At 51.4% G+C, this 13322-nt stretch carries 11 protein-coding genes; 2 read left to right on the top strand and 9 right to left on the bottom strand.

Translation table 11 applies throughout. The features are described from left to right. Window positions 1-5: 5 nt before the first annotated feature. Genes fliJ through DDY07_RS02510 form a run of 8 tightly spaced genes read right to left on the bottom strand, consistent with a single transcriptional unit; the run spans window position 6 to window position 8208 of the window. On the bottom strand, window positions 6-458 hold the full coding sequence (fliJ, locus tag DDY07_RS02545; RefSeq protein ID WP_171694694.1) for a flagellar export protein FliJ: 453 nt from the start codon (window positions 456-458) through the stop codon (window positions 6-8). Continuing rightward, window positions 458-1807: a flagellar protein export ATPase FliI gene (fliI, locus tag DDY07_RS02540; protein ID WP_033157338.1), complete on the bottom strand. Its 1350-nt coding sequence runs from the start codon at window positions 1805-1807 to the stop codon at window positions 458-460. The genes fliJ and fliI overlap by 1 nt, the downstream gene beginning before the upstream one ends. Beyond that, window positions 1804-2508 carry a flagellar assembly protein FliH gene (locus DDY07_RS02535; RefSeq protein WP_171694693.1) on the bottom strand — a complete coding sequence of 235 codons (705 nt, stop codon included), beginning with the start codon at window positions 2506-2508 and terminating at the stop codon, window positions 1804-1806. Before DDY07_RS02535 ends, fliI begins: the two co-directional genes overlap by 4 nt. Then, entirely contained in the window at window positions 2495-3505 is a 1011-nt protein-coding gene (gene fliG / locus DDY07_RS02530; RefSeq protein WP_033157336.1) for a flagellar motor switch protein FliG, read from the bottom strand. Before fliG ends, DDY07_RS02535 begins: the two co-directional genes overlap by 14 nt. Next, window positions 3498-5249, bottom strand: a complete 1752-nt coding sequence (gene fliF / locus DDY07_RS02525) for a flagellar basal-body MS-ring/collar protein FliF (RefSeq protein WP_171694692.1) — start codon at window positions 5247-5249, stop codon at window positions 3498-3500. Before fliF ends, fliG begins: the two co-directional genes overlap by 8 nt. A 17-nt stretch (window positions 5250-5266) precedes the next feature. Further along, complete coding sequence (gene fliE, locus DDY07_RS02520) at window positions 5267-5578, bottom strand: flagellar hook-basal body complex protein FliE (protein ID WP_033157335.1); 312 nt, start codon at window positions 5576-5578, stop codon at window positions 5267-5269. A 55-nt stretch (window positions 5579-5633) separates the two neighbouring features. Continuing rightward, on the bottom strand, window positions 5634-7019 hold the full coding sequence (locus tag DDY07_RS02515) for a sigma-54 dependent transcriptional regulator (protein ID WP_301539337.1): 1386 nt from the start codon (window positions 7017-7019) through the stop codon (window positions 5634-5636). After that, complete coding sequence (locus tag DDY07_RS02510; protein WP_171694691.1) at window positions 7003-8208, bottom strand: PAS domain-containing sensor histidine kinase; 1206 nt, start codon at window positions 8206-8208, stop codon at window positions 7003-7005. The genes DDY07_RS02515 and DDY07_RS02510 overlap by 17 nt, the downstream gene beginning before the upstream one ends. A 207-nt stretch (window positions 8209-8415) precedes the next feature. Here DDY07_RS02510 and prsT point away from each other — a divergent pair, with 207 nt between their 5' ends. Further along, window positions 8416-11217 carry an XrtA/PEP-CTERM system TPR-repeat protein PrsT gene (gene prsT / locus DDY07_RS02505; RefSeq protein WP_171694690.1) on the top strand — a complete coding sequence of 934 codons (2802 nt, stop codon included), beginning with the start codon at window positions 8416-8418 and terminating at the stop codon, window positions 11215-11217. 234 nt (window positions 11218-11451) lie between these two features. Next, window positions 11452-12210, top strand: a complete 759-nt coding sequence (xdp1, locus tag DDY07_RS02500) for an exosortase-dependent surface protein XDP1 (protein WP_084153326.1) — start codon at window positions 11452-11454, stop codon at window positions 12208-12210. Between the two features lie 74 nt (window positions 12211-12284). Here xdp1 and argC read toward each other — a convergent pair whose 3' ends face one another. Then, a complete protein-coding gene (gene argC, locus DDY07_RS02495; protein ID WP_171694689.1) occupies window positions 12285-13313 on the bottom strand; it encodes an N-acetyl-gamma-glutamyl-phosphate reductase in 1029 nt (342 codons plus the stop codon). Between the last annotated feature and the right edge of the window lie 9 nt (window positions 13314-13322).

Below are 13322 nucleotides of genomic sequence, written 5' to 3'. Positions count from 1 at the left end.
TTTAATCAAGCACTTCCCGTGCCATCCTTGCGTCCTGATCGCGCCGCCCGGTCGTCTTGCTCGGCCTGCTCGCGCTTTTGTTCGACTTTCATTTCTTCAATCAAAGCCAGCTCACTGACTTTTTGCAAACTTTTGGTACGTTGATGCGCCTCTTCCCAGCGCTTACGGGCCCGCTGCATCTCACGTTCATGGTTGCTTACGGTCTGCTGCTGGCTTTCGATAGCCTGATCGAGCTTATCGGCAAAAGCCCTGAATTCCATCAACTGACTGATGTTGATCCCCGCCTGCTGTCTGACGGCGAACTTACCTAAATAATCCAAACGGTAACTTTGTAAATTTTCCAGCTGGGCCTGCTGCTCTTGGAGTTTTTGCTGACAGATACCCAAAGCCTGCAAAGCGTCATGTTCCTGACGCGCATGTAAGTCGATAATGACTTTCAGTCGCTGCGACTTTTTCATCAGCTCGCCAGCAATTGCGCTAACTCGCTCAGACTCCGGCTCAAGTCCACCGATTCGTCCATGCTTTGTTGTAGAAAATCCATGATCGCCGGATTTTTTTCTATCGCTTTATCGATGCGCGGATCGGCTCCCGGCCGATAAGCACCGACGCTAATCAAATCCTTATTCTGTTGATAGATGGAATACAAACGCCGCAAATCGCGCGCCATTTGCAGATGTTCCGGTTCTATGATGTCCGGCATCACCCGGCTGATCGAGGCTTCAATATCGATTGCCGGATAGTGCCCCGACTCCGCCAACGACCGCGACAGCACCACATGGCCGTCCAACACACCTCGCGCCGCATCGGCAATCGGATCGTTGGTATCGTCGCCTTCCGCCAATACCGTATAAAACGCAGTAATCGAACCGCCACCTTCGTCGCCGTTACCGGCACGTTCCACCAATTGCGGCAATTTCGCAAACACCGAGGGCGGATAGCCCTTGGTAGCCGGCGGCTCGTCTATCGCCAAAGCGATTTCCCGATAAGCCTGGGCGTAACGAGTCAAAGAGTCCATCAGCAACAACACGTCCAGGCCCTGGTCGCGAAAATATTCGGCAATACTGGTCGCCAGCAAGGCGCCGTGCACCCGCATCAACGGCGAGTCGTCAGCCGGCGAGGCGACTACCACGGCTCGGCGCAAGCCTTCTTCGCCAAGAATTTTCAACACAAATTCGTTGACCTCCCTCCCCCGCTCGCCGACCAATCCCACCACGACCACATCGGCATTAGTGAACTTGGTCATCATCCCCAGCAACACGCTCTTGCCCACGCCGGTGCCGGCAAACAAGCCCATACGCTGACCGCGGCCGACGCTGAGAATGGCGTTGATCGCCCGCACGCCAACATCCAGCGCCTCGCGGATCGGTTTGCGGCTGAGCGGATTGATGGTAACGCCGGATAACGAGACCTTGGCATCGGTATCCAGCGGCCCCTTACTATCCAAGGGCTTGCCGGCACCGTCTAGCACCCGGCCCAATAAACCAAAACCGACGCTGGCCAGACTGTTCTTGCCCATGGGAATGACACGGCAGCCCGGTTCCAGGCCGTGCGTATCGCCGGTCGGCATCAAAAATAAGCGGGATCCGCCAAAACCGACGACCTCAGCCGTGATGATCTTGCCGGATTTGGTAATTACTTGACACAATGAACCGATTGCCGCCCGGCAACCTTCCGCTTCCAGGGTTAAGCCCACCATCCGCGACAATTTGCCTTCGACCACCAATTCCAGCGGGTCCGCAGCCAATCTTTCCCGATACGGCTGCAAACGCGCCAGCCATAAATCGGAACGGTCGGCACTGGGAATCATCGCCCAAAATCCTCGCGGCGCTCCCCGCCCAATACTGTGGCGATCACGGCGGCTACCCGGCTTTCGACGCTGGCATCGATTCTGGACATTTCAGTTTCAACGGTACAACCGCCACGACTCAACAAGGGATTTTCCTGTAAGCGCCAAGGCGGCATATTTTCATCGAGTTTTAACGCGGTGCGGACCAAGGCCGCATCTTCGGGGTGCAAGTTGACGGTGACCTTCTGAGATGCCAGCGGCAAGGCATTGATCGCCTCCCTGACTACGCCGACGATCTCGCCGGGTTCTAACTTCAATTCCCGGCGAATCAATTGACTGGCAATGGCAATGGTTAATTTCACCAACTCCTGCTCGACCGACTCGTCGAGTTGTTTGAAGGGCTCGCTGAGCGCCTCCAGTAAATTCGCGAACTCGGCCGCTTGCTTTTGCAGCAAATGCACGCTTTCTTCATAGCCTTGTTTGCGCCCTGCTTCAAAACCTTCCTTTTGCCCGTCCACATAACCTTGCTGCTTACCTTGTTCGAAGGCTTCTGCGTAGGCCTGCTTTTGAATTTCTTCAATCTGTTCGGCGGTCAAAATCTGGGTTACTTCCTCCAATTCGACGGCTTCGGAACGCGGGTTGCTGAAATCCTGCAGATTGGTCCAGCGATCCAGAGCCTGTAATTCAGACTCGGAAAACTTATTGCCCTTAGACGAACTCATCGCCACCGCCACCGCCACCCAAAGCTATTTCACCCGCATCGGACAAGCGTTTGGCTATCGCCAGAATATCTTTTTGCGCGGCTTCGACTTCGCTCAAACGCGCAGGCGGCGCGGCTTCCAAATCATCGCGCAGCATTTCCGCCGCGCGTCTGGACATATTGGCAAACACTTTGTCGCGTAAACCGGTTTCCACGCCGCGCAGAGCCAATAGCAGCTGATCGGTGGACACTTCGCGCAACAGGGTTTGAATACCGCGATCATCGACATTGATCAAATCGCCGAACACAAACATTTTATCCTGGATGCGTTGGCCCAAATCGGCGTTGGCTTCGTTGATGTCTTGCATCATCGGATCGCTGATACCGCTTTCGATAAAGTTAAGGATATTGGCCGCTGCATCGATACCGCCGATTTGCGAGGATTTGACGCCATCGCTGCCGGTCAACTGTTTCTCCATGATGTCGTCCAACTCGCGCAAAGCGGCGGGTTGCACGCCTTCCAGCGTGGCGATGCGCATCAAAATATCCGAGCGCATGTTTTGCGGCAATAAGGTCAGCACGTCGGCGGCCTGATCGGCATCCAGCAAGGACAAAATTATGGAAATGATTTGCGGATGTTCCAGACGAATCAAGTCGGCGATGGACCGAGTATCCATCCACTTCAGTTGTTCGATACCCTTGCTGTTGGCTCCCAACAAAATCCGGTCGATGATGCTGCCGGCTTTATCCGCGCCCAGCGCGTTGGTCAGCATATTGCGAATGTATTCGTCGGAGTCCAGACCCAGGCCGGTTTCGTTTTTGATTTCGATGATGAATTCTTCCAGCACCTCATCAACCATGCCCGAACTAATCGGCCCAAGCTGCGCCATGTTCGAACCGATCAATTGCACTTCTTTCGGTCCCATATGCCGCAATACCGAGGCTGCTCTATCCTGTCCCACCGCCAATAACAGCAGCGAAGCCCGTTGCGCATGCGTTAATTTTTCTTGCTCAGCCATCGTCTTTCAACCAGGTTTTGATCACTTGCGCGACCAATTTAGGATCTTCGTCTATGAGTTTTTGCACATATTCCAAACGTTTTTCATAGCTTTGCGGCGCTTCGAGTAACAATAAATCCTCCACGCCAGTGGTGATGGTGCGTACTTCACCGGTTTCTTCATCCACCGACACCGCCACAGCCACCGGCTTGCCGGTCTCGTCGAAACGCACGACACCACCCGTCGCTTCCGCGATTGCTTTGGCTTGCTCAAGGGCTTCTAACTGTTCTTCCTTCGCCACCAAGGTGCGCAGACCGGGACGCAATACCCCCATGATCAGCAACACCACCACAGCAACGGCGGCCAATTGTTTCAGCGCGCTGGCAAACCAGGGTTGTTGCCAGATGGGTTCGGAAGGGACTTCTTCCAGCGCATCGGGCAATCTAAACGCGACATTGGTGACCGTTACCTGATCGCCGCGGCTGTTATCATAACCCACTGCCTGTTTGACCAAGTCGCGAAGTTGATTCAGGTCTTCTTGCGAGTAAGCCACTAAGGTCGCTTTACCGTCGGCTTGCACTACTTTTTTATCGTCGACCACTACCGCCACCGACAAGCGTCTTAAGGCACCTGTGGCCAGTCTAGTATGAGTAATGGTTTTATCCAGTTCGTAATTACGGGTCGCGGTTTTGTTGGACGAGCCGGAACCGGATTCTGCGGCGGCTTGTTTTTCCTGGCCGCTAGCAACTTCCGGCGCGGTGCCCGTGGGAGGGGGTTGATTGGATAAAGCGCCGGGCACACCTTGCACTTTGGATAAGGAGTTATTTTCTTCCTGCGTTTGCTCGCTACGCAGGGCGGGCAAATCCGGGTTAAACATTTCTTGCGTTTTTTCGGTCACGGTAAAGTCGACGTCCGCGGAAATTTGTGCCCGCATGCCGTCACCGCCCACCAGTGGCGTGAGGATGTTTTCGATCCGGCCACGCAGATGTTCCTCTATATTTTTCTTGTATTCGAACTGCTTACTGGATAAGGACATATCTTCGCCGCCTTCTTTGCTGTTCAACAAGCGGCCTTTCTGATCCACAACCGTCACCTGGCTGGCTTCCATCAAAGGCACACTGGAAGCGACCAAGTGTACAATGGATTCAATTTGTTCTTTTTCGAGGGTGCGGCCTTGATACAGCTCGACGACTACTGAAGCGCTGGGTTTTTTGCGTTCGCGGACAAACACCGACTGCACCGGAATGGCCAGCAATACTTTCGCAGATTTGACGTTTTGAATAGTTTGAATAGTCAGGGCTATTTCGCCTTCCAATGCGCGTTGAAAGCGCATTTGCTCGACATTTTTGCTGGCGCCGAAGCCATTGTCTTTATCCAGCAGTTCGTAGCCCAGACTGGCACTGCGCGGCAGGCCTTGTGCGGCCAATTTCAATTTCAGTTCCCGGACATTATCGGCCGGCACCATGATCGCGCCGGAGCCGGTTTCGACCTTGTAATCGACATTTAACTTGCTCAGCGCATCGAGAATTTCCGCAGAATCTTTTTCCGCCACGCCGGAAAACAGTAAATCGTAAGACGGGGCCTGCGACCACAACACCACCGCCACGCCTATTGCCACGCTAAGCGCCAAACCCAGCATCAGACCCAGCTGGCGCACCATCGGCATTTTGCTCAGGCTTTTCAATGCAGGGTGCATTTTGTCGGCGTTTGCCATACTTGATTGGGTATGGGCCTCCATCGGTAGATTTCTGTCTAGTTCGCTCATGGCTTATCTTCCGCTGCCTACATTGACATGCCCATCACGTCCTTGTAAGCATCCACCAGTTTATTACGCACCTGGAGCATGGCCTGAAAGGAAACGCTGGCTTTTTGCGAGGCAATCATCACTTCCGCCAAGCTGACGTCGCTCTGACCCATCTCAAAGGATTTAGCCAAACCGCTGGCGGTTTGCTGAGTGTTATTCACTGCGTCGATGGATTGTTTCAACATGGCGGCAAAATCGCCGGAGGTGTCGCTAGGCTGTGGCTTGGCACCGGCCTCTATGGACATGGCCCGCATTTGTGCGAGCACTTGGTTAACATTCATATCTGACATGATAATGACTCTTTTAGGTTGCCTTGCTTAGCATAAGCATTTTTCAAGCCAAGATTTAACCTGGTACCATCACTCCCGCCTCTTTCATCCGCGCAATTTTATAACGCAAGGTGCGCGGACTGATACCCAGCTTGGCGGCTGTGGTTTTCCGGCTGCCGCTGACGTCGCGTAACATTTGCAAAATGATTTTTTCCTCAGCCGAACGCACGCCGTCGCCCAAGCTGCCGAGCTCGAAAGGGCTATTCTCGCCGTCGGTTTGCCGCGATTCTACGGCAAGACTTTGCACAGCAGCGGGCAAACTCGGCAAAACCAACATATCTTCCTCAAAAATCAGGTCGTCGGCGCCAATTTGATGCCGGCTTTGCAGGATCAAGGCCCGCTGCACCACGTTTTCCAACTCTCTGACATTACCCGGCCAACTGTATTCAGACAACTTGATCATGGCCGCCTCGTCAAAGCCGCCGACCGCTTTCCCAGCCGGACTATGCTTGTGCAACAACTCCAGCGCCAGCGGCAAAATATCGCCCGTCCGTTCCCGGAGTGGCGGAATTTTGAGTGGAAATACGCTCAAGCGGAAATATAGATCTTCGCGAAACCGGCCGTCCTGCACATACTCTTTTAATTTGCGATTGGTAGTCGCCAAAATTCTGACGTTCAGCGCGATTTTGCGATGGCTACCCAGGCGTTCAACCTCTTTTTCCTGCAACACCCGCAGCAATTTGGCTTGCAGCGAAATATCCATCTCGGAAATCTCGTCCAGTAATAAGGTGCCGCCCTGCGCCAGCTCGAACTTGCCGGGCGCCGATTGAATCGCACCGGTAAATGCGCCTTTTTCATAACCGAACAACATCGCTTCCAGCATGTTTTCCGGAATCGCCGCGCAATTAATAGCCTCGAACGGGCCGGCATGATAATGCGAGTTGCGATGAACGTAACGGGCCAGCACTTCCTTACCGGTACCGCTCTCGCCTTCCAGCAACATGGTCACGTCGGTTTTGGCTACCTTACTGGCCAGTGCATAAAGCTTTTTCATACTCTCGTCAGCCACCACCCGCTCGTTAACCACTGGAGCTTGCCGCGTAATCAACGACGCCACCTTATCGACCAACATCCCGGCTTCGAACGGTTTGATCAGATAGTCGGCCGCACCGGACTGCATAGCTTCCACCGCTTTGGGAATGGTGCCGTAAGCCGTCATCAGCAACACCGGTAACTGTTCGAACTTTTGCTGAATATTCTGTAAGAGCTGAAAACCGTCCATCACCGGCATTTGTACGTCGCTGACTACTAGCCGGACCGGATGCTTGGCTAATTGGCTCAAAGCCTCGATACCGTGTTTAGCTGAGATGACCCGATAGCCTTCGATTTCCAAGGTATCACATAGGGCCTCGCATAAAGCCACGTCGTCTTCAACGATAAGTACATCATACTGTTTCATCATTTTGCTCCATTTTGGCATGACCGACGGATAAGCCGAGGGTGTATTGACTGACACAGGGCAGACTCAAACTAAAACTCGTCCCCAGCCCCGGCGTCGAACGGCATATGACACTGCCGCCATGGGCGCGTGCCACACTGTCCACCACCGCCAACCCCAAGCCGGTGCCATTGGATTTGGTGGTGTAGAACGGTTCGAATAATTTAGTTTGCTGGGCTTGGGCTATACCGGGCCCATCATCCGTCACCTTGATGTCGATACAACCTAAATCGCTGCGCCGGACCGTTAATGCAATGTTGCGCGCACCCGCCTCGGCCGCGTTATTGATTAAATTCAGTAGCGCCCCTCGCAGCGCATCCTCATTGCCAAGTAACTGATCGGTGCTGATGCGGTTTTCGATGCTAAATTCGCCGGCAAAACTATCGGCCGCTTCGGCAAGATGCGCCAGTAGCCGCCGCAATGAAAAGCTTTGCATGGCCATTCGACCCTGTTTAGCAAAAATCAACATGTCGTTCACTTGGCGCTCCAGGTGATGCAGACGCTCTAAAATTTTCTCGGAGAACTGTTGGCGCTTTTCGTCGCTTATCGCGGGTTTGCTCATTTGCGACGCATACAAAATCGCTGTCGCCAACGGTGTGCGCACCTGATGCGCCAGACCGGCCACCATTTCGCCCATTGCGCTCAATTGCTTGTGCTGCGCCAGCGTGTCTTGCAAGGAACGCAATTCGCTGACATCCGATAACAAAATAATTTGCTCGTTATCGTTACCCAAGGAACTGTGGGTTATATTGACTTTACGTCCGTCTCGGAGCTGTCGTTCATGCGGCGATTCGAACACCGGTTGCAGACTGCGCGCAGCCACACTCGACCATAATTGGCCCAGCAAAGGTTCACCCAAAAAATCCACGGAATGAACATTGCAATCGATGATTAAACCGTGCGAATTAAGCACAACCACTGCCGCCGGCAAGGCTGCCAGAATTTGTTGCAAGCGGCTGGCGAGCTTTTCCTTCTCAATCAGCGTATTTAAACGCTCGCTACGGGCAGCCTGTAACTCCCGATTGAGCTTGGCCACTTGCTCTTCCAAACCTTGGTAAGAATGCGCCAGATTTTCTGAAAGTTCGTTAAATATCCGGAATGCATCGGTCAAGCGCTCGGTTTTTTGTTGTTGATGCAGCTCTAAAGTACCCATATTTAGTCGCCTAATTGATTGTCTAGACGCTAAAAGCAAAATTTAGACCATTTAAATTTACATTTAAAATCATATTCTTAAATGCGACCAGTCAAGTTTTTGACGACAAGAAGCCGACTGTTAGTTCCGGACTGGTGGCGAGTTGGCTTTGCGACTATGCTATGTGCACACTTGAGCAACTCCATCTTCGTTATGCGCAAAAATCCGATGAAATCCCATTTCCCACTCAATAAACTACTGCTGATTCTGGCGCTCAACCCCGTACAGATAAGCTTTGCCGACGACATCCAGGCCGGCAAGTTTTACGAAGAGGCGTTACAGTCCTACAGAAATCAGAACAATGCCGAAGCGATCATCCAGTTAAAGAATGCGCTACAGCAAAATGAAAGGTATGTTTCGGCTCACATGCTGCTTGGCGAAATTTACTTGCAACAGAAATCGTTGACGGAAGCAGAAGTCCAACTTGGCTTAGCCAAACAATTAGGCGCGGACCCATCTTTAATTGCGGAAAACCTGGCCAAGCTCTATACCTACCAAATCCGTTACAACGACCTACTGAAGGAAATCGATCCGGCGCAGTTCAATAGCGGTTTGCGTCCGGTTTTGCATGTTTACCGCGGTAACGCATACCTGCAACTCAATCTAATCAGCGAAGCCCTGAATGAATTCGACATTGCCTTGCAAATTGCTCCCAATCAGGTGAACGCCACAATCGGGCGCGCGAATGCCCTGTTAAAGCGTGGCGACATTAAAGGCGCCGATCAAGCTGCCGAGAAAGCCATACAAATCCAAGCCAGCGATGCCGGCGTTTGGTATACAAAAGGCTCGATCAAGCATGCCAACATGGAACTGGATGAAGCTTTAAAATTTTACGACAAAGCAATTGAGCTCAACCCCGATCACGTAGACACACGACTTGCCAGAGCAGGCCTGTTAATGGACTTGAAGCAAGATGATCGTGCACGGCAAGATTTGGAATATGTGCGCCGGGCTTATCCATTTGAACCGAAAGCCGCCTATCTACATGCGGTTTTACTCGAACGCAATAACCAGAAAGAAGCGGCGACCAAAGAATTGGAAGTGGCGGCCGACATCATCACCGGCATAAAACCGGAATATTTATCGGCACATGGTCCGACTTTAATGCTCTCCGGCTTGGTTAACTACAGCCTGCAACGATACGACTTGGCAGCGGAGTATTTGCGTCTGTACGTTAAGCAATACCCGGAACAATCAGGCACGTATAAATTGTTGGCCACCATACTTTTAGAAAAAAACGAACCCGAGCAAGCTATTGATCTGCTCCGCCCGGTGCAAATCCGCAATCCCCAGGATCAGCGCCTGGCATTTTTATTGGGAAGTGCTTTCATGAAGGCCGGCAAACACGATATGGCCAATAATATGTTTGGAAAAGCCGCTGCTTTAGGGAATGACAGTGGCAGCCTACAAGCCGAAATAGGCCTTAACCGATTAGCAATGGGCCAGGAGCAGGCAGCAGTTCAAGACCTTGAAGTGGCATTCAAAAAAAATCCGGATGCGGTCAAGGCCGGTATTCCTCTCGTGGCACTTTACATGAGCCGTGGCGAACCGGAAAAAGCGTTGAAAACCGCACAAGCCCTGCATGAAAAAGCGTCGAAAAACTTTACACTACTAAATTTACTGGGGACCGCTCAAGTCAATACCGGGCAATACAAGCTGGCCCGACAAAGTTTCGAGAAGGCGATTGAACTGAACCCCAATTTTCTCGACGCGCAAATTAACCTAAGTAAACTGGACGTCGGCGAGAACAAACTTGATCAAGCCAGACAGCGCCTGCAAACCTTGCAGCAGAATCATCCGGGCGACATCGATATTCTTATCGAGTTGGCCAAAGTCGAACAAAGTGCCGGACGCTATGAGCTAGCCAATGACTGGCTGGCAAAAGCGAAGATGGTTGATCAAAAATCATTACCGACTCTTTTGGCTTTGGTTGAGTTGAATCTGAAGATGGGCAAAGCTGCTGAGGCTAATGCCGCCGCACAAGCAGCTGAAGTGATCGACAAGAACAACCCCCAGGTTATGGACGCCCTGGCTCGAAGTTACTTGGCTAATAACAATAAGGACAAAGCCTTAGGTGTATTTATCCGCATGGCTGACCAAGCCCGGTTTAATGTCAAACAACTTTACAAAGCGGCTCGTTATCAAATAGATGCAGGCGATTATTTTGAAGCCATAAAGACCTTGAAAAAAGCCGTTTTGGTCGACGAAAATCATATACCTTCGCAAATTGCCTTGGTGGAAATGGAACTGCTCCATGGGAAACCGGTATTTGCATTGAGCCGCGCAGAAAGCCTGTTAAAACAATATCCCAAACGCGCCTTTCCCCACCGACTATTGGGAAACATCGCCGATCATGACAAAAACCTTAGTTTGGCCAACAGCCATTACCAAGCGGCTTTCGAGCTGGAGCCGGATACAGCTTCATTGATGCTGCTTTATGAAAATTTGAAAAAAATCGATCAGGCGGACAAAGCCTACAATTTACTGGATCAGTGGGTCAAAAAGCATCCTCAAGACCAGCTACCGATGGCAGCCTTTGCAAACGAATTACTGAAAAACGGAAAGTTTAAAGAGGCGGAAAAGTACTACGTCGAGCTATTGAAACAATTCCCCAACGAACCGCAGTTCCTGAACAACCTTGCTTATGTATATCTCAATAACGGCAACAGCAAAGCCTTGTCGATTGCCGAACAGGCCCATAAATTGGCCCCTGACCAACCGGCAACGAACGACACCTTGGGCTGGATTCTGGTTAACACGGGACAAATAGAACAGGGGCTTCATTACTTACGAAATGCACACTCACTACTCTCGCAAGATTCTGAGATACGCTACCATATCGCAGTTGCCCTCAATCAGTTGCAACGCCAGGAAGAGGCTAAGCAAGAATTACAAGAAGCGCTAAAAGGCGAAGCTATTTTCAATGGCCGCGAACAAGCCAAAGCACTGCTTGAAAAGCTGAGCAGATAGTCGATTTTTCAAAACATGTCGTAATTTTTTACACCATGCGTAATCGCCGACTTATTTTATTCACAAAAAAACAATTAACGCATTGTATTAGAATAATAATTTTTACTATGGCCCAATAAGTGCTCAGATATAAACAGACCGTAAAACTTTGTTCATGACCAATAGTACAATGGTTATTTCCAGGCCGACGAAGACAATACCGGAAGGTAAAATTTCAAAAATTGCGAGGACATTATGACCCCAAAACTCTTGGCTATAGCAACTCTGCTGCTGGCCCCGTGGTCGGTTAACGCCACCATATGGACTATAAACGGTACTAGTTCAGTGACACCGACGGGCATTCAAAGTATGGCTGCATACTCAGTTGGGACTACAAGCACTTCAACTTTTTCAGCAGCCACACTGGCTTGGTACGGTAGTGCTAACGGCCTGGGTGTATTAAGCGGCTCGGAGACGACAAATAGCTACCCAGACCATGCGGTTGATAACAACGGCAGAATCGAAGCGGTGCTATTTCGGTTTGATGGCAGCACGATTTTAGACAAACTAACTGTCGGTTGGCCGGATACCACAGCCTACGACTCAGATATATCGGTTCTCAGGTACACCGGCGCAGTACCGGCTACCGGTGCGCTCACTGGCGCAGCAGATATTTCCGGAAAAAGTATTTCCGGTCTTCTTAGCAACAGCTGGGAATTCGTAGGTAGTTACAATACCGTTGGCGACGTGGCTGAAGACATCAACCCAAACAGCCTGTCTTCAAGTCTTTGGCTGATTAGCGCGTACAGCAGCAGATGGGGTTCCGGCTTGGGAGACTCTAACGTCGACAACAGCAACGACTACTTCAAGCTCACCAAGCTTGAAGGCACAGCAGGAACGCCAGGCGGTGGCGGCGGTGCAGGCAGCGTGCCGGAACCAACCAGCCTGTTGTTACTGGCTGGCGGCATGCTGGGCTGGAGAATGAATCGCAAAAGCCAAGCCTTGGCCGCATAAGCGCACAGAAGCTCTAAATAAAAAACCGTCTTCCAGACCAAACTGGAAGACGGTTTTTTTATGCACCACACATATTAAGGATATAAAGCAACCGTCTCTAAAGACAGATACTCGGGCAGCCCGAACATCAGATTCATATTTTGCACCGCCTGCCCCGACGCGCCTTTCACCAAGTTATCAATCACAGACAAAATCACTACCGTATCACCGCCTTGCGGTTGATGCACGGCAATTTGACAGCGATTACTGCCGCGCACGTTGCGAGTGTCGGCATGACTGCCGCTTGGCAACACATCGACAAATCTTTCATCGCGATACTTCTCTTCAAACAAACTTTGCAAATCCAACTTCCTATTTAAACGCCCATACAGCGTGGCGTGAATACCGCGTATCATCGGCGTCAGATGCGGCACGAAAGTTAAACCAACTGCCTGTTTGGCGACATTTTGCAAACCCTGCCTGATTTCCGGCAAATGTCTGTGCCCGGAGACTGCGTAAGCCTTAAAACTCTCACCTGCCTCACTCATCAACGAAGAAATTTCCGCCTTGCGCCCCGCACCACTGACACCGGATTTCACATCGGCGATCAAATACTGCTCATCAATCGCTCCGACCTCCAATAACGGCAAAAATCCCAATTGCACGGCAGTCGGATAGCACCCAGGGCATGCGATCAAGCGCGCCTGCTTAATCTGCTCCCGATTGACTTCCGGCAAACCATAGACCGCTTCGGCAATGAGATCCGGGCTCGCATGTTGCATGCCATACCATTTCTCCCATTCCTGCCGGTCTTTGATTCTGAAATCGGCGGATAAGTCGATGACTTTGATACCAAGTTCCATCAATGCCTCAGCCATCAGCATCGCAGTACCGTTTGGCGTTGCGAAAAACACCACATCGCAGTCTTTTAACTTATCCAGCTCCGGCAGGCTAAATGTCACATCACAGCAACCCCGTAGACTCGGATACAACTGATCCACTCGCATTCCGGCATCCGCGCGCGAAGTCACCACACTCACTTCGACCTGGGGATGCAATACCAAAATTCTTAATAATTCGACGCCGGTATACCCGGTGCCGCCGACGATGCCTGCACGTATCATGAATGCTCT

Origin of the sequence: Methylomonas sp. ZR1, from assembly GCF_013141865.1 — a bacterium.
GTDB lineage: Bacteria > Pseudomonadota > Gammaproteobacteria > Methylococcales > Methylomonadaceae > Methylomonas.
This window is presented reverse-complemented; position numbering and strand designations above follow the sequence as displayed.